The sequence below is a fragment of the Achromobacter sp. GbtcB20 genome, assembly GCF_019091095.1.
In the GTDB taxonomy this organism is placed as follows: Bacteria; Pseudomonadota; Gammaproteobacteria; order Burkholderiales; family Burkholderiaceae_B; genus Achromobacter; species Achromobacter mucicolens.
The window spans coordinates 511363-535281 of record NZ_JAGXJZ010000002.1 but is presented as its reverse complement, the minus strand read 5'-3'; the positions used below and the strand labels follow the sequence as shown (position 1 = coordinate 535281).

Below are 23919 nucleotides of genomic sequence, written 5' to 3'. Positions count from 1 at the left end.
GATTTAATAATCAAGGTAACCCACCATGAGCAAGATTATTGGCATTGACCTGGGAACGACCAACAGCTGCGTGGCTGTCATGGACGGCGGGCAGGTCAAGATCATCGAAAACGCCGAAGGTGCTCGCACCACCCCCTCCATCGTTGCCTACATGGATGACGGCGAGACTCTGGTCGGCGCGCCTGCCAAGCGCCAGGCCGTGACCAACCCGCGCAACACGCTCTACGCCGTGAAGCGCCTGATTGGCCGCAAGTTCGAAGAAAAGGCAGTGCAGAAGGACATCAACCTGATGCCCTACGCCATCGTCAAGGCCGACAACGGCGACGCCTGGGTTGAAGTGCGCGGCAAGAAGATGGCGCCTCCCCAAGTGTCGGCCGACGTGCTGCGCAAGATGAAGAAGACCGCCGAGGACTACCTGGGCGAAGAAGTGACCGAGGCCGTCATCACCGTGCCCGCCTACTTCAACGACAGCCAGCGCCAGGCCACCAAGGACGCCGGCCGCATCGCGGGCCTGGAAGTCAAGCGCATCATCAACGAACCCACCGCCGCGGCGCTGGCGTTCGGCCTGGACAAGACCGAAAAGGGCGACCGCAAGATCGCTGTCTATGACCTGGGCGGCGGCACGTTCGACGTGTCCATCATCGAAATCGCCGACGTGGACGGCGAAAAGCAGTTCGAAGTGCTGTCGACCAACGGCGACACCTTCCTGGGCGGCGAAGACTTCGACCAGCGCATCATCGACTACATCATTGCCGAGTTCAAGAAGGAACAAGGCGTTGACCTGTCCAAGGACGTGCTGGCGCTGCAACGCCTGAAGGAAGCCGCCGAAAAGGCCAAGATCGAACTGTCGTCCGCGCAGCAGACCGAAATCAACCTGCCGTACATCACGGCCGATGCCTCCGGTCCCAAGCACTTGAACCTGAAGATCACGCGCGCCAAGCTGGAAGCGCTGGTCGAAGAACTGATCGAACGCACGATCGAGCCCTGCCGCGTCGCCATCAAGGACGCCGGCGTGAAGGTCTCCGACATCGACGACGTGATCCTGGTCGGCGGCATGACCCGCATGCCCAAGGTCCAGGAAAAGGTGAAGGAATTCTTCGGCAAGGATCCGCGCAAGGACGTGAACCCCGATGAAGCCGTCGCCGCTGGCGCCGCCATTCAGGGCTCCGTGCTGTCGGGCGACCGCAAGGACGTGCTTCTGCTGGACGTCACGCCGTTGTCCCTGGGTATCGAAACCCTGGGCGGCGTCATGACCAAGATGATCCAGAAGAACACCACGATCCCGACCCGGTTCTCGCAGACGTTCTCGACCGCCGACGACAACCAGCCGGCCGTGACGATCAAGGTGTTCCAGGGCGAGCGCGAAATCGCTGCGGGCAACAAGGCCCTGGGCGAGTTCAACCTCGAAGGTATCCCGCCGTCGCCGCGCGGCATGCCGCAGATCGAAGTCACGTTCGACATCGACGCCAACGGCATTCTGCACGTGTCCGCCAAGGACAAGGGCACCGGCAAGGAAAACAAGATCACCATCAAGGCCAACTCGGGTCTGTCGGAAGACGAGATCCAGCGCATGGTCAAGGATGCCGAGGCCAACGCCGAGGAAGATCACCGCGTTGCCGAACTGGCCCAATCGCGTAACCAGGCCGATGCGCTGGTGCATGCCACCCGCAAGTCGTTGACCGAGTACGGCGACAAGCTCGAAGCTTCCGAAAAGGAAAGCATCGAAGCCGCCATCAAGGACCTGGAAGACACGCTGAAGGAAGGCGACAAGGCCGCGATCGACGCCAAGGTGGAAGCCCTGTCGACCGCATCGCAAAAGCTCGGCGAAAAGATGTACGCCGACATGCAGGCGCAGCAAGCCGCCGGCCAGCAGCAAGCGGCCGACAACGCGAAGCCGGTGGACGACAACGTCGTCGACGCCGACTTCAAGGAAGTCAAGCGCGACCAATAATGGCCGGGCGCTGACCTGCCTCTGCCGCCCGGTAGCCGGAGAAATCCGCCTACCGGGCGAACTCATTCTGTAGCACTGAAAAGAAGGCTCGGTTTCGAGCCCACGGATCATGGCAAAACGCGACTATTACGACGTCTTGGGCGTGGCAAAAAACGCCTCGGACGACGATCTCAAGAAGGCCTATCGAAAGCTGGCCATGAAATACCATCCGGACCGCAATCCGGACAGCAAAGAAGCCGAAGAGAAGTTCAAGGAAGCCAAGGAAGCCTACGAGGTCCTGGGCGATGAGCAAAAGCGCGCCGCGTACGACCGCTACGGTCACGCCGGCGTCGACCCCAATGCCGCCGGCATGGGCGGCGCGGGCATGGGCGGCGGTTTCGCCGACGCGTTCGGCGACATCTTTGGCGAAATCTTCGGCGGCGGCGGCGGTGGCCGTCGTGGCGGCGGTCCCCAGGTGTATCGCGGCGCCGACCTCAAATACGCGCTGGAAATCACCCTCGAACAGGCAGCCGCCGGTTTCGACACGGAAATCCGCGTCCCCAGCTGGGAAAACTGCGACACCTGCCACGGCTCCGGCGCCAAGCCCGGCACCTCGCCCAAGACCTGCCGCACCTGCGGCGGCTCGGGCGCCGTGCGCATGCAGCAAGGTTTCTTCAGCGTCCAGCAAACCTGCCCGACCTGCCACGGCAACGGCAAGGAAATCACCGACCCGTGCCCGTCCTGCGACGGCGTCGGCCGCATCCGCCGCAACAAGACCCTCCAGGTCAAGATCCCGGCCGGCATCGACGACGGCATGCGCATCCGCTCCAGCGGCAATGGCGAACCCGGCATCAATGGCGGGCCTCCGGGCGACTTGTATGTGGAAATCCACATCAAGCAGCACAAGATCTTCCAGCGCGACGGCGACGACCTGCACTGCGAGCTGACCATCCCGTTCACCACCGCGGCATTGGGCGGCGAACTTCAGGTACCCACGCTGGGCGGCAAGGCCGAGATCTCCATCCCCGAAGGCACCCAATCCGGCAAGACCTTCCGCCTACGCGGCAAGGGCATCCGCGGCGTGCGCGGCAGCTACCCCGGCGACCTCTACTGCCACGTCGTGGTGGAAACGCCGGTGCGCCTGAGCGAAGACCAGAAGAACATCCTGCGCCAGTTCGAAGCGTCGTTGAACGACGGCGGCGACCGCCACTCGCCGCAAAGCAAATCCTGGACGGACCGCGTCAAGGAATTCTTCAGCTGATCACGCCGATCTTCAGCAAAAAAAAGCCGCGACGAGAGTCGCGGCTTTTTTTCGGGCCTTTCAATATCGGCCCGCCCACATCCGGCTGCTTATCGAGCGACCGGCGGGTAATCCAGTTCGCCAAAGGTGTATTCGCCATTGGCCTTGGCTTGTTGAAGCTCTGCCCGCACTTCCTGTTCGGTCAGGCCGGAGGTGCGGGGCAAAGCGGCGGGATAGTCCATTTCGCCAAACGTGTACTGGCCGGTCAGCTTGGCTTCCTGCAACTCGGCCGCGACCTGAGAGCCGGACTTCCCGTGTTCAGCGCCCGCCGCATGTGCGCCGGTGCTGGCCAGGGCCAGGGAAAAGAACAGCGTGGTGGCCAGGATTTTCATGTGTGAGAGCTCCAGTTTGTTTTAAGAGAGATCGAGTCCCGCGTCGCTGCCTCACGGCCCAGTACATATCAAGTGGGCTGATGCGTCGTACCGTAAGAAACTCGAATAAACCCGCACGCATGAAACCACCTTCCAAATTGCCGAGAAATCGAAGGGTTTCTAAAAATTACGGATATGCGGAATGCGGATGCCGGAGCCACCCGCTACCAACCCGCTGCATTCACTTGCCACCAGATATAGCCACCCCGTACTCAGCCCCGGCTTTCCGCAGCTTGCCATCCGCGCGCAGCGAGCACCCGAAACCGAACCACATCGCGTAAGCGCTGCGAGGCCGCCCGCGCGGCCGACGCAGCGCGGGCCCCGCAAGATCTTCCAAACAACTAAAACCGCGAAAAAAACGCCAAGCAAACCACCCGCCCCGACGCCCGTCGTGTGCTCCACGGCGCGAGCCCGGTGTGGCTGCGGCGCCCGGTGCGTGGGGCGTCGATAAGCCCAACGGAATCCGAAGGAATCGCCGTAGGCGATGACGAGGATGAGGCAGGGGAAGTCCGGAGCGAATGCTCCGGACCGCAATCGTGGCCCCGCGCGCCGGGCGCCGTGGCCGCGCCGGGCGCCAAAAGAACCCAGATCCCCGCCAGTCCTGAACCGACAAAAAAAAAGAGACCGCGACGCATCGCCACGGCCTCTTCACTACTGCAACTGCAACTACTAGTACAGCAACTTCAACTTCAACTGCGAACTTCAACTGCGAACTTCAACTGCTGACTGCAACTACATCACAGCAACTTCGATTGCTACTTCAACTTCAACTACTGCTACTTCAACCGCCGCTGTGTGCCGAAAATACCGGCCTCAGGCCATGATGCCGCCCGAGGCCGGCCGGGCTACAGCAAGCAGCTCACCGGCTGATCGGCGGGTATTCGAGCTCGCCGAACGTGTATTGACCGCTGGCCTTCGCTTGCGCCAGTTCCTGCTGGACATCGGCACGCGACTTCGCGGCGCCCGTGGCGGCGGCGACCGGCGGGTACTGCAATTCGCCGAACGTGTATTGGCCGCTGACCTTGGCTTGTTGCAGCTGGGCTTGCACTTCCTGCGAGCTCAGGCTGGTCTTTTGGGGCAGGGCGGGCGGATAGTCCAGCTCGCCGAAGGTGTACTGGCCGCTGACTTTCGCTTCGTGCAGTTCAGTCGCCACCTGGGCGCTGCTCTTCGCTTGCTCGACGCCGGCGGCTTGTGCGCCGACACCGGCCAGGGCCAGGGATAGGAAAAGGGTAGTGGCTAGGGTTTTCATAATGAGACCTCCAATTCGTCGTAAATGGGGACCGAATCCGGCGGCGCTCCGTCGTGTTCGTTTGCTGTTCCCGATGAACTGAATTGTCCTCGTCATCGCACCTGGGATAAACCCTTATTCCTTGAAAACATCTTTCCAAATAACCGAGTAATCGATTCAAGGCGGCGAATTGCCCCCATCAATGGAATGGTTGAATCCATTTCCCACCTTCCCGCTTCACGGGAGCAGATCCACTATGCAAAAAAAACCCCTGCCGAAGCAGGGGTTTTGCAATCGGCTGTGCGTCAGGGCTTCTTGAAGTCACCCGCCAGCGCCGTGCTGAATCCGTCCGGACGCACGTACTTGCGCAGCGCGGCGTTCACCGCGTCAGGCGTCAAGGCCGAGATCTTCTTGTCCATCTCGGCCGACCACGCAAACGTGCGGCCACGCTCCAGATAGTCCAGCCAGGTGCTGGCCAATACATCGTCCTGCGCGCGCGCCAGATTGCGGTAGTTCAGCAGCGCCGTGATGCCCTCCGAGATTTCCTTGTCCGAGAAGCCATCCTTCAGGACCCGCGCCAGTTCTTCATTGATTGCCTTCTCGAGGCGCTCGCGATTCTGCGGCGCGTAGATCGCATAGATGCTCCAGCTTGCGGCAGGTTCGAACGACGATACCGACAGCGAGCTGCGCACGTTGTACGACAGGCCCTCGGTCTCGCGCACCCGGTTCCACAGCCGCGACGTTTCCGACGCGCCGAACAGATAGTTGGCCAGATACAGCGCCGCATAATCCGCGTCGGTATCCTGCAGCTTCAGCGGCATGCGCGACAGATAGAACGCGTTGGCCTTGTCCGGCGTATTGATGTCGAACTGCTTGGCCGGCACGTCGCGATACGGGTTCGGCACGCGGGTATAGGCCGGCGCCTTCTTCCATCCGGCAAGTCCCGCGCGCAGCGATTTTTCCACCGCTTCCGGCTCGAAATCGCCCACCGCCGAGAACTCGATGTCGCCCGCGCCGTAGAACTTCGCGTGGAACTTGGCCAGTGCCTCGCGATTCAGCGCGCGCACGCTGGCCAGCGACTCCTCGAACGTCGGCACGTAACGCAGGTCGTCGGCAGGCCACGGATTGTCGTGGCGGGCCAGCGCACGGCCGGCCAGGGCCGACGGCTCCGTCATCGCGTTCTGGATCGAGGTCTCGAGCTGACGCTGGTATTCCTCGACCTGTTCCTTCGGGAAGCTGGCTTTGCGGATGATCTCCAGCGCCAGCGCCGTCAGCTCGGGCAGATTTTCGCCCTTGGTCGACATCGCTACCTTCAGTGTCGTGCCGCCGCCGCTAAAGCCCAGCTCGGCCTGCAGCTTGTCCAGGCGGTCCTGAATGTCTTGGCGCGTCAGCTTGTCCGTGCCGCGCAGCAGCAGGTCGGCGGCCGCGCTGGAATTCACGCGTTGGCCCAGCAGGTCCTTTTCGTTGCCGAATTGAATCAGCATCTGCGCCTGCACGCGGCTGCCGCGCGTGGCCTTGGGCAACAGCGCCAGTTTCACCGGGCCATTGGGCAGGTCAAGCGTCGTGCGCTTGGTCAGCTTGTCGATGTTGGCCGGCGAGGGATCGAACGCCGAGGCGGCCTTGAAGTCCGGATCGCCCTTGTAGTCCTTGAACACCGCCGTGAGGTCCACGCGCTGCGTCTGCGGCGCGCGCACCGGCTTTTCGGTCGGGATGTAGCGGCCTTCGATGCGGTTGCTCTGCACCAGATAGGTCGTCGCGGCCTTTTGCACTTCGGCCAGCGTAGCCTGGCGCGCGCGGTCGCGCTGCAGGAAAAAGAGACGCCAGTCACCCGCGGCGATCGCTTCAGATAGCGCTACGCCGACTTGTTCGGGGTCGCTGTAGGTCTGTTCCCACGAGGTCAGCCACTTGCTGCGCGCGCGATCCAGCTCCTGCTGCGTGAACGGCTTTTTGTCGAGCGACTCCAGCGTGCCCGTCAGCGCCGTCATGGCCGCGTCCAGGTCCTTGCCCGGCGTCAGTTGCGCGGCGAACATCGCCAGTCCGGGATCCAGATTTTCCATCGTGAAACCGAACACGCCCGAGGCCAGCTTGGTCGGAACCAGCGCATGGTATAGACGGCCCGACGGCGTGTCGGCCAGGATCGTGGTGGCCAGGTCGAACGGCACGAAGTCCGCGCTGGCGCCGGCGGGGATGTGATACATCGCCGCGACCAGCGGCGTGCCGCCCGTGCGGCGCAGCGTCACCGACCGCTCGCCGTCCTGCGCCGGCTCTACCGTGTATTCCGGCGGCAGCTTGCGGTCGGGCTTGGGCAGCTTGCCCAGTGTGGCCTCGATGTCCGCCAGCGTCGTCTGCGGGTCGAACTTGCCCGCCACGATCAGCACGGCGTTATCGGGCTGGTAGTACTCGTGGTAGAAGGCGCGCAGCTGCGCGATGTCCACGTTTTCAACGTCCGAGCGGGCGCCGATCGTGTTTTTGCCGTAGCTGTGCCATTGGTAGGCCGCCGACTGCATCTTCTGCATCAGGATGCGGAAAGGATTGTTCTCGCCGCTTTCCATTTCGTTGCGGACCACGGTCATTTCCGAGTCCAGGTCTTCCTTGGCGATCAGCGAATTGACCATCGCATCGGCCTGCCAGCCGAGATACCACTTCAGCGTCTCGGGGTTGGCCGCGAAGCTGGCGAAATAGTTGGTACGGTCACTGGAAGTCGACCCGTTGGCCTGCAGGCCACGGCGCGAGAACTCGCCCATCGCGTTACGCGTGGTGGACGTGCCCTTGAACAGCATGTGTTCCAAGAGGTGCGCCATGCCGGTCTGGCCGTAGTTTTCGTTGCGCGAGCCCACCAGGTAGGTCATGTTGACCGTGGTGGACGGCTTGGATTCATCGGGTACCAGGAGCACCCGCAGGCCATTGGCCAGGCGGTATTCGGTGATGCCTTCGATCGAGGCGGCCTCCGTGACGCCGGCCGGCAGGCTGGCGGCTCCGGCCTGAAAGGCCAGGAAGGAGGAAAACAGCAGCATGCCCAGGGGGCGCGGCAGCTTCGACAGGGACAAGCGCATGGCGGATCATTCCTTTGGCATGGCAGAATCCGTTGGAGTGTATACGTTGGCAATGGTTCAGGCGCTGCGGCGGGCCTCCCGCCAAAGCCGCCGCATCGCTTCAGCGCCATCCGCAATGCCGAGGAAATGCCTATGTCCCTGACCGTCGAAGTCCAAACGCCCCGCCTGGTGCTGCGGCAATGGCGGGCTTCCGATCGCAAGCCCTTTGCGGCCCTGAACGCGGACCCGACCGTGACGCAGTTCCTGCTGCCGCTCACGCCCCAGGAAAGCGATGCCCTGGCCGACAGGCTGGCCGCGGGCATCGACGAGCACGGCTGGGGCTTCTGGGCGGTGGAAGCGCCCGGCGTGGCGCCCTTCATCGGCTTCGTGGGTATCAAGCCGCTGGCGCCTGCGTTGCCCTTTGCGCCGGGGGTGGAAATCGGCTGGCGTCTCGCGCAGTCATTCTGGGGACGGGGCTACGCCAGCGAGGCGGCCGGCGCGGCCCTTGGCGTGGGCTTCGAGCAGGTCGCGCTGGATGAGATCGTCGCCTTCACCGCCACGGACAACCTGCGGTCCCGCGCCGTCATGGACCGCTTGGGCATGGCGGCCGACCCGCAGCCCTTCGACCATCCCGCCGTGCCGCCAGGCCATCCTTTGCGCGCCCATGTGCTGTACCGCATCGGACGGGACGCCTGGCGCCGCCGGCGCGACGCGGCGGGCGCTACAGACGGTGCGGTGTTTGCGGCGGCATGAGCGCGGCGCGAAGCCGCATCCCGCTTGATGTTGCGGCGCAGCAACGCTGATTTCCCAGGGGATTTGAATCGGTTCCGGTCGCGGGTGTAAGCTTTTAAGCACGCATTCGCTGTTGCTGACGGGATGCGCGACAGCCGTTTTACAGGCTTCCCGTCCAACGCCAGACGCCGCCGCAGCGCGGCGCCGGTGCTTGTCGTTCGCGCCTTCGCCGCCGGCATCCTGCTGGCGCATTCTACGGAGGAACGACCCATGCTGACCGAGATCGTCACGCGTGCCTTGTCCCAACTGACCGGCAATGCCCTGAACGGCGACGGCATCAAAGGACAGTTTCAGTACGCTTATGCCAGTGATGACGGCCAATACGTGGCCATATTGACCCATGACATGACCACCTACGTGGTGGACCTGAGTTCCCAGCGGTATTTCGCGGAGTGCGGCGGATCGCCTCGCGGATTTGCCGGCCATGTGCTTGAAATGGAGGGCGCCACCGCGCGCTCCCATCCGTGGCCCGCCGCGCAAGATTTGTTCGACCTGGACATGGACGCCGACGAATTGGCATGGCGGCAGTGCCCGGGTTTGCGCCATGCGGCAAACGGCGCGCATCGATCTGTGGAGAGCCGCGCCGCCTGAGAGTGGCCAGAAGCGGCAACGTTTCACTGAACCGGCGTCATCGCCGGTTTTTTTTCGCCCTGTGCCCGGTTCATGCCGGTAGGCGGCGCGCGGCCCGGTCGCTAAAATCCCGGCCATGACGACGCCCGCCGAACTCCGCGCCCCGCAAGGCACCACCCTGGTCTCGTGCACGCACGCGCGACACGCCGACCAGATCCTGGCCATTTTCAATGACGCCATCGCGAACTCCACCGCGCTGTACGACTACAAGCCGCGGCCGCGCGAGGCCATGCAGGGCTGGTTCCAGGCCAAGGAGCAGGGCGGTTTTCCGGTCTTGGGTCTGGAAAACGAAGAAGGCAAATTGATGGCGTTCGCGAGCTACGGCACGTTCCGCGCGTTTCCGGCGTTCAAGTATTCGGTCGAGCATTCCGTCTACGTGGACGGGCGCTTTCGCGGACGCGGCCTGGGCGAGGCGATGATGGGCCTCCTGATCGAACGGGCGCGCGCCGATGGCGTGCACGTCATGGTCGGCGGCATCGACGCGTCCAATCAGGGCAGCATCCGGCTGCATGAAAAGCTGGGGTTCGTGCACGCCGGCACCATCCGCGAGGCCGGCTTCAAATTCGGCCGCTGGCTCGACCTGGCCTTTTACCAGCTGACGCTTAACACGCCGGCAAACCCGGTCGACGGCTGAGATCGGCGGCTGGCGCCCTCGGCCTCTACTTCGACAGCATCCGCATCGCCTGCTCCAGCCCGGCGACGGTCACGGGGTACATGCGGTCCTGCATGATGTCGCGCATCAAGGCAATGGACTGGCGGTACTGCCAGGAAGCCGTGGGCTCGGGGTTCAGCCACACCGACTTGGGCCAGGCGTCCAGCAACCGGCGCATCCATTCGGCGCCGGGTTCCTTGTTGTAGTGTTCGACCGAGCCCCCGGGCTGCAGGATCTCGTAGGGACTCATGGTGGCGTCGCCCACGATGATCAGGCGCCAGTCCGGGTTGTACTTGCGCAGCACGTCCCAGGTGTCGAAGCGCTCGTTCTGGCGCCGGCGGTTGCTTTGCCACAGGCTTTCGTACGGGCAGTTGTGGAAGTAATAGACCTCGAGGTTGCGGAACTCGCTGCGGGCCGCCGAAAACAGTTCCTCGACGCGGCCGATGTGGTCGTCCATGCTGCCGCCCACGTCCAGCAGCATCAGCACTTTCACCGTGTTGTGGCGTTCCGGGACCATGCGCAGGTCCAGATGGCCGGCGTTGCGCGCGGTGCTGGCGATGGTGTCGTCCAGGTCCAGTTCCAGATCGGCGCCTTGTCGCGCGAAGCGGCGCAGGCGGCGCAATGCCACCTTGAAGTTGCGCGTGCCTAGTTCGACCTGGTCGTCGTAGTCCTTGAACTGGCGCATGTCCCAGACCTTGACCGCCGTGCGGTTGCCGGCCGATGCGCCGCCCACGCGGATGCCTTCGGGGTGATAGCCGCCGTTGCCGAAGGGCGACGTGCCACCCGTGCCGATCCATTTGCTGCCGCCCGCGTGGCGCTCCTTCTGCTCATCCATGCGCTCCTTGAAGAGCTCCATGAGCTTGTCCCAGCCGTGCTTTTCGATGGCGGCCTTTTCTTCGGGCGACAGGCTTTTTTCGAACTGCTTGATGAGCCAGTCGAGCGGGATCTCCTTGCCTGCGGGCAACGCGGCCTCGATGCCGCGGTAGTACGCGCCAAACGCCTTGTCGTAGCGGTCGTAGAGCGATTCGTCCTTGACCAGCGTGGCGCGCGCCAGGAAGTAGAACTCGTCCAGCGTGGGCGACATCAGGTCCTGGCGCAAGGCGTCCACCAGCGTCAGGTATTCCTTGACCGAGACCGGCAGCTTGTGCGCCCGGAGGTGATAGAAGAAGTCGATCAGCATGTGCGTGCCGCCCTTGGATGCGGGATCAGCGGCGCTGGCCGCCGCGCGTCATGGCCGCCAGGCGTTCAAGAAGATGCACGTCCTGCTCGTTCTTGAGCAGCGCGCCGGCCATCAGCGGCACGGCGGTGGCGGTGTGCGCGTCGATCTGCGCGGCCGAGACGTCCTCGGCCAGCAAGAGGCGCAGCCAATCCAGCAGTTCGGACGTGGACGGCTTTTTCTTCAGGCCGGGCGCATCGCGCAGCGCGAAGAACGTGTCCAGCGCGGCGCGCAGCACGTCCTGCTTCAGATCCGGATAGTGAACCGCCACGATGTCGCGCATCGTGTCGCGATCGGGAAAGCGGATGTAGTGAAAGAAGCAGCGGCGCAGGAACGCGTCGGGCAGGTCCTTTTCGTTGTTGGACGTGATGATGACGAGCGGACGGTGGCGCGCGGAGATGGTCTCGCGCGTCTCGTACACATGGAACTCCATGCGGTCCAGTTCGCGCAGCAGGTCATTGGGGAATTCGATGTCGGCCTTGTCGATCTCGTCGATCAGCAGCACCACGGGCTCGTGCGACTGGAACGCTTGCCACAGCGTGCCCTGCACGATGTAGTTGCGGATATCGCGGACTTTCTCGTCGCCCAGCTGCGAATCGCGCAGCCGCGAGACGGCGTCGTATTCATACAGGCCCTGGTGCGCCTTGGTGGTGGACTTGATGTGCCATTGCAGCAGCGGCCGTCCCAGCGCGCGGGCCACTTCCTCGGCCAGCATCGTCTTGCCGGTGCCGGGTTCGCCCTTGATGAGAAGCGGGCGCTGCAAGGTGAGGGCGGCGTTCACGGCGAGCTTGAGATCGTCGGTGGCGACGTAGCTGTCGGTGCCATCGAAGCGGACTGGCTTGGCGGAGGAGGCGGTCTGGGCTGCGGGCATGATCTGATGGCTTCTGTGGTTTGATTGGGATCAACACTAACGCAAGGTATTAATCCTGAGCAATTATCGTACAATCAGGCGGTTTTGCTTTGGGTTCCACCCGCAACGTGTTTGCAGAGGGCCTTTTCGTGTGAGCAGGCCCTAGTCCTTAGCCATACCAAGAAGAGTCATTCCAATGAAGTTGCGAACCTCTCTGAAGTACACGGTTTCCGTGTTGGCCACGATGGCGTCCTGTGCGATCGCCGGCCAGGCTGTTGCTGCAGACGCAGCGCCGGTCGGTAATGTCCAGAATGCCCGAGACAAGGTTTCGATGTGCATCGGTTGCCATGGCATCCCAGGCTACAAGGCATCGTTTCCCGAGCTTTACCATGTTCCGATGATTGCTGGCCAAAACGCCAAGTACATCGAAACGGCCCTCAACGAGTACAAGAAAGGCGCGCGCAGCCATCCCACGATGGATGCGATTGCCGGCAGCTTGACCGACCAGGATATCGCCGACCTGGCCGCGTACTACTCGAATCTCAAGTAAGGGGGCAACATCATGAACCGCACCATGCTTGCCCTTGCGGGCGCGACCCTGGCCATTTCGGGCGCAGCCGCCCAGGCGCAGGACCTGGCGGCCGGCAAGGCCGTCTTCGACAAATTCAACTGCGCCTCGTGCCACGGCGCCGACGCCAAGACGGCGGTGGATCCCGCCTATCCGACGCTGGCCGGCCAGCATGCCGATTACCTGGTGCATGCCCTGAAGGCCTACAAGCGTGGCGCCTCCGGCAGCGCGGCCACGGCCAATGTGCGCAAGAACCCGATCATGGGCGCCTTTGCCACGCAGCTGTCCGACCAGGACATCTCCAACGTGTCGGCGTGGCTGGCGTCGCTGCCCAGCGACCTGGGCGTCCGGCGCTAAGACGCGCCCGCTGCGGCGGGTGTGCAAGCAAAAAACTCTCGCGTGCGAGGGTTTTTTTGTTTGGGTCAGAGGCTGGTGCGGCGGCGGATCAGGTCGATGTAGGTGTCGCTGTCCAGCGGCGTGCCCAGGCGCTGCGCTTCCCAGACGACCTGGCCCAGGCATTCCATGATTTCATGGGCGGCGTGGTGCGCGTCCGAGCGCGCCGTCAGCTGCTGGTAGGCCTGGCGGATGCCGGGCGGATGGTCGATGGACAATTGCTCTGCAATCGCCAGGTGCATGGACAGGTGCAGGAACGGATTGGTCCGGCCTTTTTCCACCGCGTATTCGGCCGTCATGGCCTCGGGGCTTTCGAGGTCTGCGTGGTATTCCGGGTGCTCGATGATCCAGTCCAGCGCGATCGCCTCCAGCGGGGTCAGGACCTCGTTGGCGCGGTGCTTGCGCCAGGTTTCGATAAAGAATTCGCGAACTTGGTCGCGGGAGGGATTGAACATCGGGAGGGAGCCAAAAGCAGGATGGAGTCGCTTTATTTTACCGCCCCACGACGCAGCTCAGGTTTCGCCCGGCGCTTTGCGATATAGAATGGGCTGCTATCCGCCATCCGGTGTGCGGTTCGCAGGAGGCGGTATGACCCGCGGAATCGGACGTTGTCCGATCCTGGCGCGTGCAGAAAAACCACCCGGAGCAAATGGAGCATTCATGTCCTACCAACATATCAAGGTTCCCGCCGGCGGCCAGAAAATCACGGTCAACGCCGATTTCTCGCTGAATGTGCCTGACCAGCCCGTCATCCCCTTCATCGAAGGCGACGGCACGGGCGCCGACATCACCCCCGTCATGATCAAGGTCGTCGACGCGGCAGTGCAGAAGGCGTATGGCGGCAAGCGCAAGATCCATTGGATGGAGGTCTACGCCGGCGAAAAGGCCACCAAGGTCTACGGCCCGGACGTGTGGCTGCCCGACGAAACCCTGGAAGCCGTCAAAGACTACGTGGTTTCCATCAAGGGCCCGCTGACCACCCCGGTCGGCGGCGGCATCCGGTCGCTGAACGTGGCCCTGCGCCAGCAGCTGGACCTGTACGTGTGCCTGCGCCCCGTGGCGTACTTCAAGGGCGTGCCGTCCCCGGTGCGCGAGCCCGAAAAGACCAACATGGTGATCTTCCGCGAGAACTCGGAAGACATCTACGCCGGCATCGAGTACATGGCCGAAAGCGAGCAGGCCAAGGAACTGATCCAGTTCCTGCAGACCAAGCTCGGCGTCAAGAAGATCCGTTTCCCGAACACCTCGTCCATCGGCATCAAGCCGGTGTCGCGCGAAGGCACCGAGCGCCTGGTGCGCAAGGCCGCCCAGTACGTCATCGACAACGACCGCACGTCGCTGACGCTGGTGCACAAGGGCAACATCATGAAGTTCACCGAAGGCGGCTTCCGCGATTGGGGCTACGAACTCCTGCAGAAGGAGTTCGGCGCGCAGCTGATCGACGGCGGCCCGTGGTGCAAGTTCAAGAATCCCAAGACCGGCCGCGAGATCATCGTCAAGGACGTGATCGCCGACGCGTTCCTGCAGCAGATCCTGCTGCGTCCCGCGGAATACGACGTCATCGCCACCCTGAACCTGAACGGTGACTACATTTCGGACGCGCTGGCCGCGCAAGTGGGCGGCATCGGCATCGCCCCGGGCGCCAACATGTCCGATTCCGTCGCCATGTTCGAGGCCACCCACGGCACGGCGCCCAAGTATGCCGGCAAGGACTACGTGAACCCCGGTTCCGAAATCCTGTCCGCCGAAATGATGCTGCGCCACATGGGCTGGACCGAAGCGGCGGACCTGATCATCTCCAGCATGGAAAAGTCGATCCAGTCCAAGAAGGTCACGTACGACTTTGCCCGTCTGCTCGAAGGCGCGACGCAGGTGTCGTGCTCCGGCTTTGGCCAGGTGATGATCGAAAACATGTAAGCCGCGAAAAGGGCCCCCCGCAAGGCTGTCTGCCGTGCAAGGCCCGGCTCCCGCTCTTTCGCCAAACCCGCCCGCCTTCATGGCCGGCGGGTTTTCTCTAACCACCGGCATGACGCGCATCGTGCGTGCTTTGTTCTTTTCAGGTTGATTGTTGTGCCCCGACTGTACGTAACCCTGGCCGCCTGGCTGGTGCTGCTGATGCCCGCCCTGGCGCTGACCAGCCCCGTGGGCGGCCCCGCCGTTCTGTATCTGAGCGCCTTGATCGCCCTGACCGCGATCACCATGAACGCCGTCAAGCGCTACGAGCCCATGGATTTCCGCGCGCTCTGGCCCCTTTCCCTGGCGCTGCTGTCGCCGCTGGCCTGTCTGCTGATCACCTCGGCCGTGAAAGGCATGTGGAGCAGTTCCGAGCTTGAGAAACTGCTTCGCTTTGCCTTGGCGCTCCCCGTCCTGTGGTTGCTGCTGCGCGCGCCGCAACGCCTGCTTCGCCATATCGAATGGACCATCCTGGCCGGCGCGCTGGCCGGGTCCATCCTCTTGATCGTGACGATGCTCTCGGGCGGCCGCGGCGCGGTGGTCGAGGTGGGCGGACGCTACAACGCCGTGGCCTTTGCCAACATGGTGCTGCTGTTGGGCGGCATGACCTTGCTGTCGCTGGGCTGGGGGCCGGGCTCGCGCTGGCCGCGCCTGGAAACGGCGGTCAAGCTGGTGGCCGTGGCGCTGGCCGTGGTCGCGACCTGGCTGTCCGAGACCCGCAGCAGCTGGATGCTGTTGCCCATTCTGGGCCTGGTCTTTCTGCTTGGGCTGCGCAACTGGCGCCGGCGCCACAAGGTGTATTGCGCGCTGGCTGTCTGCGTGGCGCTGGTCGCCAGCGCGGCGGCCATCTGGACCTTCAGCAGCCGCATGCAGCAGATCACCCACGACGTTCAGGGTTTTTCCACGTCGGCCAACCGCGATACGTCGTTCGGCATCCGGCTGCAGCTGTGGCATGCCTCGTTCCTGATGTTCGAAAAGAGCCCGATCGTGGGCATCGGCCCCAGCCGGTTCCGCGAGGAACTGCGCGAGCTGCAGAAGCAGGGCATCGTGACGCAGGAAGTGGTGGATGGTTTTGGCGAGCCGCACAACGACCTGCTGGCCGCCATGGCGGGATACGGCCTGCTGGGTCTGTTGAGCATGCTGGCGCTGTATCTGGTGCCGGCGGGCGTGTTCTTCCGGCGCCTGGCCAGCGACGACCGGGTGATCCGGGTGGGTGCGCAGATGGGGCTCTTGTTCTGCCTGAGCTACTGCGCGTTCAGCATGACCGAGATGATGTTCCGCAATATGCGCAGCGTGCCCACCTATGCGCTCATCATGGTGGCGCTGATTGCCCTGACGACGGCGCGGCCGCAACGCGTCGCCCCGCCCGGGGCATAGGGCACGGGCGGGCGTCGTCCCGCCGTCCGGTTTGAAGCAGAACGCAAGGCGCGAGTCGCCTTGCGTTTTTTTTTATGGAAATTGAGCTAGATCAAAGTGACTAGTCAAATTGAATTCAAACGAAGTTTGAAATAGTATCCTCGTCGGCCAATCTACATAAAAAGTCACAATCCGCCGATTTTTGTTTCGAGTCGCGGTCATGCAGAAGAGAGTCGATGAGTCATTCCAGCTTGCGCAGGGAACTGTTGTGGTTCGTGTTTGCCATTGGCGCCGCCGTCCTGGCGCTGGGCGTGTGGGACGCCTGGCAGCGGCGCGCCGAGATGATGGAGGACCGCAAGACGGAGCTTCGCCACGTGATCGACATGGCTGCGGGCGTCGTCAGCGGGGGTAAGCGGCGCGTGCAGGAAGGCGTGCCGCTGGCCGAAGCCAAGCGCGACGTGGCGCGCCAGCTGTCGGCAATGCGGTACGGCGCAGATGGCTATGTGGGCGCGTTTGGCGACGACTACGATCTATTGGTGCATCCCGACGCGAAGCGGGTGGGCACGAACGTGCGCGCCACGCGCGACAGCGACGGGCAGCCGCTCTTTGAGAACCTTTACGCGCAAGGCAAGGCGGGCGGCGGCTACGTGCGCTACCTGTTCCCGCGGCCGGGCGCCGAGGATCCGCTGCCCAAGCTGACCTACGCAGCCTACGACCCGGAATGGGGCTGGCTGATGTTCACGGGCCTGTATGTCGACGACGTCGACGCGGCGTTCTACGGCACGCTATGGCGGCAGGGCAGCGTGACGCTGGCCTTGCTGGCCCTGGTGCTGGCGGCGGCGCTGCGCTTTTTCAGCACGCACATCCTGCGGCCGCTCGATGAGGCGGTGGCCGTGTGCGAGCGGGTGGCCAATGGCGATCTGTCCAGCGCCATCTCGCACCATCATCGCGGCGAAATCGGCCGGCTGTTCGGCGCAATGGCGCGGATGCAGCAGCGGCTGGACGCGGCGGTGCGCACCATCGTGCATTCCACCGCGTCCATTGCGGCCGCCTCGCGCCAGATCGCCGCAGGCAGCGTGGACCTGTCGGACCGCACGGAACAGCAGGCGGCCGCCTTGGAACAGACCGCGGCCAGTGTGGAAGAGATCACCGCCACCGCCCGGCAAAGCGCCGAGCACGTGCGCGAGGTCAGCGCGTTGGCCGCCGAGGCCGCGCGTCTGGCCCGGCAGGGCAGCGACGAGACGCAGCACGCCATCGACGCCATGCGCGAGATCTCGCACAGTTCGCAGCGCATCGACGAGATCATCCGGCTGATCGACGAGATCGCGTTCCAGACCAATATCCTGGCGCTGAACGCCGCCGTCGAAGCCGCGCGGGCGGGCGAGCAGGGTCGCGGCTTTGCCGTGGTGGCGGGCGAAGTCCGGGCGCTGGCCCAGCGCTCGGCCACGGCCGCCAAAGAGATCAAGACGCTGATCGAGGCGTCGTCCGCCTCCGTGGCGCGCGGTAGCCAACGCGTGGAGCAGGCCAGCGCCACGATGGGCAGCGTGCTGGAATCGGCGGCCACCAGCGCGCCGCTGATGAGCGAAATCGCCACGGCGTCCGGCGAGCAAAGCGCGGGTATCGATCAGATCAACGTGACCGTGACGCATCTGGACGGCGCCACGCAGCAGAATGCGGCGCTGGTGCAGGAGTTCGCGGCCTCGGCCGCCACGCTGCACGGACAGGCGGGCGACCTGGCGCGCGCCGTGTCGATCTTCAGGCTGTCTGCAACCGGTCAGCCGATGCCGGGATGAGGTCCAGGGCGCGCCGCCGTGGCCACGCCCCGGGTGTCGACGCCGCCCACGCCCATGATCAGGGGCAGCGCGTGCGAGTCGCTGTTGATGGCCTCGATCATCTCGATCTTCTCCGGCATGCTCAAGAGGCTGCCCTCGCCGGTGGAGCCAAAGAGCACCAGGCCGGCGATGCCGGCGTTGCGGTAATAGCGGGACAACGCCTGCGCGGCGTCCAGATCCACGTGGCCGCCACGCATGGGCGTCACCATCGGCAGCCACAGGCCCTCGAACATGGGTTTGGGACTCGGGTGCATGGCTCAGCGCTCCGTGACGGCAGTCGCCGGGCGCGCCGGCCCGAATTCCGCGCGGGGCAGACCGCGCATGACCGCGGACATCATGGCGTCCAGTTCGCCGCGTTCGCATTGCAGTTCCAGCGTGCTTTGGGCGTGCGCGTGGTCCACCGACAGCAGGTAGACGCCAATGCGGTCGCCCAATGCGCGGTGCAGGGCCAGCCGCACGTTCAGCGCGTCCAGCGTATTGATGCGCACGGTCAGCGAGATCAGGCGGCATTGCGGCTGCGGCGAAGGCGAGGCGGCAACGGGGGCGGCTATCGGAACCTGGCGAAGGCGCGGTCGGGGAATCATGGCGGTTTGAGGGCGGGGGGCGTTGAGGGCGTCCCGCGTATCCGGTGGGTTGATGACGATTCCACTATAGGAATCGCGCCGTAAAACCTGCCGATAAATGCGCGTGTGCCGCGTAAAAACCGCGTCAACGGCAGGCGCCGGTCAGAACGTCTTGGTCACCGATAGGAGACCGGTGGCGCGTCCCATGTCGCGACCCCGGGTATTGGTGTAGACGGCGCGGTCGGCGTTGGTGTCCAGATAGGCCAGCGAGACGGACAGGCCCTGGCCGAAGTCCTTGGTCAGGCCCAGCTTCCAGTCGGTGTAGGACCCGTTGTCGACGTTGCGCACGATCTGGCGGCCGGCATGGGCGTTGAGGACGAGGCCCCAGATGCCGGTGTCGAAGTTGCCCGACAGGTCGAAGTATTGGCTGTACTTGCTGTCGGCAAAGCCGAACAGGTTGGTCAGCGCGAGGGAGTACTTGAACATCACCGGGCCGTAGCCGATGCCGGCGTAGAGTTCGGTGGTGTCGGGGCTGGTGAAGCCGGACGGATAGTCGCCCGGGTAGTAATACTGCAGCACGCCCAGGTCCACGGGCACGCTGTTCGTCAGATTTCCCTTGTAGCCGCCGTAGAAGTCCATTTCCACCGGCGCGGAGACGTTGCTGTTGCTGTCGTTCAGCCAGCTGATGCTGGAGTTCCAGTTGCCCAGGTAAAAGCCGCTGGCGTGCGCGAGGTCGAAGCCGCCTTGGATGGCGGGCTGGTTGTTGGTCTGCATGAGACCGCGATAGCGGTACTGGCTGGCGAGCGTGACGTTGGCCGTCAGGGAATACGGCGACACGGCATCGGTGGCGACGGGGGCGTCGGCGGCTTGCGCCAGGGGAACGAGGGAAAACAGCGCCACTGCGGCAAGGGTGTTGCGGGGCATGGAAAGCCTCCTGGTGTTGTGCGGACCGCAACAATAGGAGGACCGGCATAAAGCGCGGGACAAGACTCGCGCCCTGCGCGTAAAGCGCGCATCAAAACGGCGGCGCGCGCGAAAGATCAGCCCGCGAAGCGGTAGCCCACGCCGATCTCGGTCAGCAGGAACACCGGTTGCGCCGGGTCGGCCTCGAGCTTCTGGCGCAGGTGGCCCATGTAGATCCGCAGGTAGTGATTGCTCTCGACATGAGACGGCCCCCATACCTGCCGCAGCAGTTCGCGGTGGGTCATGACCTTGCCCCGGTGGGCCAGCAGCGCCGCCAGCAGGCGGTATTCCATCGCGGTCAGGTGCACGTGCTGGCCGGCGCGTTCGACGACGCGCCGCGAGAAGTCCACGCGCACGTCGCCAAACGCGATCTCGGCTGCATTGCCCGCGCCGCCCCGCCCATGCCTGCGCAGCAGCACGCGCAAACGCGCCAGCAGTTCACTGACGCCGAAAGGCTTGGCAAGGTAGTCGTCGGCGCCCGCGTCCAGCGCCGCGACCTTGTCGGCTTCTGCGCTGCGCGCGGACAGCACCAGCACGGGCACTTCGGTCCAGCCGCGCAGCTCGCGGATGAGCGTCATGCCGTCATCGTCAGGCAGGCCCAGGTCCAGCACGATCGCGTCGGGCTGGCGGGTGCCCGCCTCGATCAGCCCGCGTTTGACGCTGTCGGCCTCGTGCACCACGCAGCCTTCGCTTTCCAAGGCCTGGCGCACGAATCGCCGGATGTTGGCGTCGTCTTCGATGATGAGGACTATGGGCTGGAAATCGAACATTGGGGGTACTCAGGCGGTTTCGGGTTGGATCTCGGGCGGAGCGCCCAGCGGCAAGCTGAATACGAACTGCGCGCCGCTGGCCTGGCCGGGCGCGTGTTCGACCCAGATGCGGCCGTGGTGGGCGGCGACGATGGCTTCGCACACTGCCAGTCCCAGGCCGACGCCAGGCGTGGCGGATTCGCGTTCGCCGCGCGTGAATTTTTCGAAGATGCGGCGTTCGGCGCCGGGCGCCACGCCGGGGCCGTTGTCGGCAATGGCCACGCGCATTTCGCGCCCTTGCGTTTGGGCTCCCGGGGTTTCGACCTCATGCACGAAGGCGTGAATGCGCAGCGTGCTGCCGGCAGGCGTGTACTTGGCCGCGTTCTCCAGCAGATTGCACAGCACGCGTTCGATCAGCACGCCATCGCACTCCACCAGCGGCAGCGCGGACAGCGGCGCGACCAGGACCTCGCGGCCGGCCAGCGGTTCGCGCATGGCCGCCAGCGCGGCGCCGACCAGTTCTTCGACGGATTGCCACTCCAGGCGCAACGGCGTGTCGCGGCTTTGCAGCCGCGCCATGTCCAGCAGGTTGACCACCAGCGCGTGCATGCGCTGCGCCTGATCGCGCATGGCGCGCACCGTGTCCTGCACGCCAGCGGGCAGCGCCTGCCGCTCGCGCATCAGCGTGTCGGTCATGCCCACCAGGCTGGTAAGCGGCGTGCGCAGGTCGTGCGAAACCGCAGCCAGCAGCGAGTTGCGCAGTTTTTCGGATTCCATGCTGACCACGGCCTGCTGCGCAACCTCGACATAGTGCAGGCGTTCTAGCGCAATGGCGATCAGGGTGGCGTAGGCCTCGACCTGGCGGCGCGTGTCGGGATTGGCGTAGAGGCTGCGGCGGGGCGCGTCCAGCACCAGCACGCCGCGCGTTCGCATGGGTGCCTTCAGCGGCAGGTACAGCAACGCGCTGTTGGACAGGGTGGCGGTGCCCGCGCCCGCAGGCTGGCCGTGGTCGTACACCCACTGCGCCAGCGCCGATTCGGGCGCGGACATGTCGCCGTCGGCGGGCATGGCCAGTTTCAGGCGGTCGTCCAGGCCCAGGATGTAAAGCGCGCAACGCGCACCAAAGGTGGCGTGCACGAACGAGCCGGCCAGCGCGACGATCTGTTCGGGCAGCAGGGCGGACGACAGTTCGCGCGCGAATTCGTAGAGGCTGCGCGCGTCGGCCTCGCGCTTGACCGACGTCTGCGCCTGCAAGCGCAGGCCGGCGGTAAGCTGGCCGATCAGCAAGCCCACGCCAAGCAGCACGCCGAAGGTCAGCAGGTACTGCACGTCCGACACGGCGAACGAAGACAAGGGCTGCACGAAGAAGAAGTCGAACAGCCCGACGCTGACGACCGACGCGAGCGCGGCCGGCCCGCGTCCGTGGCGCAGCGCCACGGCGGCCACCGCCAGCAGGAACAGCATGACGATGTTGGTCTGGTGCAGCGCGGGGAAGACGAGGGAGGAGAGCGCCGTGGCCACGGCACAATAGCACAGCGCCCACACGTACCCCGCCAGTGGCCGGGCGGCGCGTTCGTCGTCGGCTGCGCGCGCGCGGCGGCCCAGCGTGAGCGGGTCGCGTTTGGCGGGCGCGTGCTGGGGCACGGGCGGCGCGCCCAGCCGGATGATGTCGATCTCCGGGCACCCGGCGGCGAGCTGGTCGGCGAAGCTGTGGCGCCGCCACAGCCAACCGTGCGACATGCCGGCGGTCAGCAACGCCGTCAGCGACAGGCGCAGGCGCTGCCATCCGCCGGCGCGGGTGCGGCCCACGATCACCTTGGTGATGTTGTGGCGGCGGACATAACGCACGACGGCGTCGACCATGTCGCCGCCGGCCAGCGTCTCGGTACGAGCGCCCAGCGCGTCGGCGAGCGCCAGGCCGTGCTGCAGGCGCTCGGTTTCGGCGGCGGCGGGCGGCGCGGCGCGCGGCGTGTCGATGGTGACGACATGCAGATCGCAATCGAGCTGCTGGCTCATGCGATGGGCGTTGCGGATGACGTACTCGGCGTCGGCGTCGGACCCGATGCAGGCCACGATGGCTTCGCGCGTGCGCCACACGGAATCGATGGCGCGGTCGCGGCGGTACGCCTGCACGTCGTCGTCCACGTGCTCGGCCGTGCGCCGCAGCGCCAGCTCGCGCAGCGCGATCAGATTGCCCTTGCGAAAGAAATTGCGGGAGGCGTGCCGGGCCTGTTCGGGCAGGTAGACCTTGCCTTCCTTCAAGCGGCGCAGCAGTTCGTCGGCCGACAGGTCGACCAGCATGACCTCGTCGGCCGCGTCGAACACGTCGTCGGGCACCGTTTCCCAGACGCGCACGCCGGTGATGCTGCCCACGGCCTCGTTCAGGCTGTCCAGGTGCTGCACGTTCAGCGTGGTCCAGACGTCGATGCCGGCCGCGAGCAGCTCCTGGATGTCCTGCCACCGCTTGGCGTGGCGCGAGCCGGGGGCGTTGGAGTGGGCCAGTTCGTCGACCAGCACCAGCGCCGGACGGCGGCGCAACGCGCCGTCCAGGTCGAATTCCTTGAGCACGTGGCTGCGGTAGACAACGTCCCGAAGCGGCAGGACCGGCAGGCCATCGAGCAGCGTCGCGGTCTCGCGGCGGCCGTGGGTTTCGACGATGCCGGCAAGCACGTCCGTGCCCTGTGCGGCCTGCGCGCGCGCCGCCGCCAGCATGGCGTAGGTCTTGCCCACGCCGGCCGACGACCCGAAATACACGCGCAGCTTGCCGCGCACCGCCTGCCGCTCGGCGGCGTCCAGGGTTTTCAAGAGCGCGTCCGGATCGGGACGCTCGCCAGCGATGTCAGCCATGAACGCGCAAGGAAGGGGAGGAAACGGCTGGCAATACTATACGCCGCGCCATCAGCGCGGCCCGCGCAGCTTGTCCAGCGCCAGGTTCAGCGTCAGCACGTTGACCGCGGGGCTGCCCAGCACGCCCAGCGAGGGCGTGGCGGTGTGGGCCCGGATCAACGTATCGACCTCGCTGCGCGGCAGATTGCGGGCCCGCGCCACCCGGTCCGCCTGATACGCCGCGGCGGCCGGACTGATGTGCGGGTCCAGCCCGCTGCCCGAGGCGGTGACCAGGTCGGCCGGGACCGGCGCGGCGTTGTCCGGATCGGCCGCCTTCAAGGCGGCGATGCGCGCCTGGACGGCCTCGGCCAGCGCCGGGTTGCGCGGGCCAAGATTGGAGCCGCCGGAGGCCGCCGCGTTGTAGGGCATGGGCGCCGTGGCCGACGGGCGGCCCCAGAAGTATTGCGGCGAGGTGAACGATTGGCCGATCAACGCGGATCCGACCACCTTGCCGTCCTGCTCGATCAGCGAGCCGGCGGCCTGGCGGGGGAATACGGCCGACGCGATGCCGGTGGTCAGAAATGGATAGGCCAGGCCGGTGATGAGCGACAGCGCGGCGAAGACGGTCAGCGCGGGGCGCAGGATGCCGCCTTGGCGCGGCGCGGAAGTTGCGGTGGTCATGAGGAATTCCTTTGCGTGGAGGCTTGCAAGGCAG

22 protein-coding genes are annotated in these 23919 nt (G+C 65.1%); 10 read left to right on the top strand and 12 right to left on the bottom strand.

Translation table 11 applies throughout. The features are described from left to right. Positions 1-25: 25 nt before the first annotated feature. Both dnaK and dnaJ read left to right on the top strand, forming a co-directional pair. Positions 26-1951, top strand: a complete 1926-nt coding sequence (dnaK, locus tag KVT32_RS05225; RefSeq protein ID WP_056321286.1) for a molecular chaperone DnaK — start codon at positions 26-28, stop codon at positions 1949-1951. A 109-nt stretch (positions 1952-2060) separates the two neighbouring features. Continuing rightward, positions 2061-3191: a molecular chaperone DnaJ gene (gene dnaJ / locus KVT32_RS05220; protein ID WP_056321287.1), complete on the top strand. Its 1131-nt coding sequence runs from the start codon at positions 2061-2063 to the stop codon at positions 3189-3191. An 89-nt stretch (positions 3192-3280) separates the two neighbouring features. On the opposite strand, the gene KVT32_RS05215 is transcribed toward dnaJ, so the two are convergent. The 3 genes from KVT32_RS05215 to KVT32_RS05205 all read right to left on the bottom strand — a co-directional run bounded on the left by KVT32_RS05215 (position 3281) and on the right by KVT32_RS05205 (position 7882). Continuing rightward, on the bottom strand, positions 3281-3562 hold the full coding sequence (locus tag KVT32_RS05215; RefSeq protein WP_056321290.1) for a DUF4148 domain-containing protein: 282 nt from the start codon (positions 3560-3562) through the stop codon (positions 3281-3283). Positions 3563-4460: 898 nt separating this feature from the next. Continuing rightward, positions 4461-4850 (bottom strand): DUF4148 domain-containing protein, encoded by a 390-nt coding sequence (locus tag KVT32_RS05210; RefSeq protein WP_062840384.1) that lies wholly within the window; start codon positions 4848-4850, stop codon positions 4461-4463. A 284-nt stretch (positions 4851-5134) separates the two neighbouring features. Beyond that, positions 5135-7882: a pitrilysin family protein gene (locus tag KVT32_RS05205; RefSeq protein WP_217617785.1), complete on the bottom strand. Its 2748-nt coding sequence runs from the start codon at positions 7880-7882 to the stop codon at positions 5135-5137. A gap of 132 nt (positions 7883-8014) precedes the next feature. Here KVT32_RS05205 and KVT32_RS05200 point away from each other — a divergent pair, with 132 nt between their 5' ends. The 3 genes from KVT32_RS05200 to KVT32_RS05190 all read left to right on the top strand — a co-directional run bounded on the left by KVT32_RS05200 (position 8015) and on the right by KVT32_RS05190 (position 9917). Continuing rightward, positions 8015-8614: a GNAT family N-acetyltransferase gene (locus KVT32_RS05200; RefSeq protein ID WP_217617784.1), complete on the top strand. Its 600-nt coding sequence runs from the start codon at positions 8015-8017 to the stop codon at positions 8612-8614. A 249-nt stretch (positions 8615-8863) separates the two neighbouring features. Beyond that, positions 8864-9244 carry a hypothetical protein gene (locus KVT32_RS05195; RefSeq protein ID WP_217617783.1) on the top strand — a complete coding sequence of 127 codons (381 nt, stop codon included), beginning with the start codon at positions 8864-8866 and terminating at the stop codon, positions 9242-9244. Between the two features lie 115 nt (positions 9245-9359). Further along, entirely contained in the window at positions 9360-9917 is a 558-nt protein-coding gene (locus KVT32_RS05190) for a GNAT family N-acetyltransferase (protein WP_217617782.1), read from the top strand. Positions 9918-9942: 25 nt separating this feature from the next. On the opposite strand, the gene KVT32_RS05185 is transcribed toward KVT32_RS05190, so the two are convergent. Together KVT32_RS05185 and KVT32_RS05180 are read right to left on the bottom strand one after the other, a co-directional pair. Continuing rightward, positions 9943-11115 carry a VWA domain-containing protein gene (locus KVT32_RS05185; protein WP_056321305.1) on the bottom strand — a complete coding sequence of 391 codons (1173 nt, stop codon included), beginning with the start codon at positions 11113-11115 and terminating at the stop codon, positions 9943-9945. Positions 11116-11140: 25 nt separating this feature from the next. Further along, entirely contained in the window at positions 11141-12022 is an 882-nt protein-coding gene (locus KVT32_RS05180; RefSeq protein ID WP_062840388.1) for a MoxR family ATPase, read from the bottom strand. 175 nt (positions 12023-12197) lie between these two features. Between KVT32_RS05180 and KVT32_RS05175 the strand changes: the two genes are divergently transcribed. Both KVT32_RS05175 and KVT32_RS05170 read left to right on the top strand, forming a co-directional pair. Beyond that, entirely contained in the window at positions 12198-12551 is a 354-nt protein-coding gene (locus KVT32_RS05175) for a cytochrome c (RefSeq protein WP_056321309.1), read from the top strand. A gap of 12 nt (positions 12552-12563) precedes the next feature. Further along, positions 12564-12926, top strand: a complete 363-nt coding sequence (locus tag KVT32_RS05170) for a cytochrome c (RefSeq protein WP_062840389.1) — start codon at positions 12564-12566, stop codon at positions 12924-12926. A 65-nt stretch (positions 12927-12991) separates the two neighbouring features. On the opposite strand, the gene KVT32_RS05165 is transcribed toward KVT32_RS05170, so the two are convergent. Next, positions 12992-13417, bottom strand: coding sequence for a DUF1841 family protein (locus KVT32_RS05165; protein ID WP_175156823.1), 426 nt, complete (start codon positions 13415-13417; stop codon positions 12992-12994). Between the two features lie 205 nt (positions 13418-13622). Between KVT32_RS05165 and icd the strand changes: the two genes are divergently transcribed. The 3 genes from icd (at position 13623) to KVT32_RS05150 (ending at position 18064) form a co-directional block, all read left to right on the top strand. Then, complete coding sequence (gene icd, locus KVT32_RS05160) at positions 13623-14879, top strand: NADP-dependent isocitrate dehydrogenase (protein ID WP_217617781.1); 1257 nt, start codon at positions 13623-13625, stop codon at positions 14877-14879. Between the two features lie 153 nt (positions 14880-15032). Continuing rightward, a complete protein-coding gene (locus KVT32_RS05155) occupies positions 15033-16292 on the top strand; it encodes an O-antigen ligase (protein WP_056321320.1) in 1260 nt (419 codons plus the stop codon). A gap of 215 nt (positions 16293-16507) precedes the next feature. Further along, entirely contained in the window at positions 16508-18064 is a 1557-nt protein-coding gene (locus KVT32_RS05150) for a methyl-accepting chemotaxis protein (protein WP_217617780.1), read from the top strand. Here the strand turns inward: KVT32_RS05150 and KVT32_RS05145 are convergent. From KVT32_RS05145 to kdpC, 6 genes are all read right to left on the bottom strand, one after another. Further along, positions 18046-18357, bottom strand: coding sequence for a dihydrodipicolinate synthase family protein (locus KVT32_RS05145; protein WP_227741360.1), 312 nt, complete (start codon positions 18355-18357; stop codon positions 18046-18048). The genes KVT32_RS05150 and KVT32_RS05145 overlap by 19 nt on opposite strands. 3 nt (positions 18358-18360) lie before the next feature. After that, positions 18361-18687 (bottom strand): hypothetical protein, encoded by a 327-nt coding sequence (locus KVT32_RS05140; RefSeq protein ID WP_227741361.1) that lies wholly within the window; start codon positions 18685-18687, stop codon positions 18361-18363. 141 nt (positions 18688-18828) lie between these two features. Next, entirely contained in the window at positions 18829-19590 is a 762-nt protein-coding gene (locus KVT32_RS05135; protein ID WP_152383581.1) for a TorF family putative porin, read from the bottom strand. Positions 19591-19706: 116 nt separating this feature from the next. After that, positions 19707-20399, bottom strand: coding sequence for a two-component system response regulator KdpE (kdpE, locus tag KVT32_RS05130; RefSeq protein WP_152383582.1), 693 nt, complete (start codon positions 20397-20399; stop codon positions 19707-19709). A 9-nt stretch (positions 20400-20408) separates the two neighbouring features. Beyond that, positions 20409-23225 (bottom strand): sensor histidine kinase KdpD, encoded by a 2817-nt coding sequence (locus KVT32_RS05125; RefSeq protein WP_217617779.1) that lies wholly within the window; start codon positions 23223-23225, stop codon positions 20409-20411. A gap of 51 nt (positions 23226-23276) precedes the next feature. After that, positions 23277-23885, bottom strand: coding sequence for a potassium-transporting ATPase subunit KdpC (kdpC, locus tag KVT32_RS05120; RefSeq protein ID WP_175156818.1), 609 nt, complete (start codon positions 23883-23885; stop codon positions 23277-23279). Positions 23886-23919: the final 34 nt, after the last annotated feature.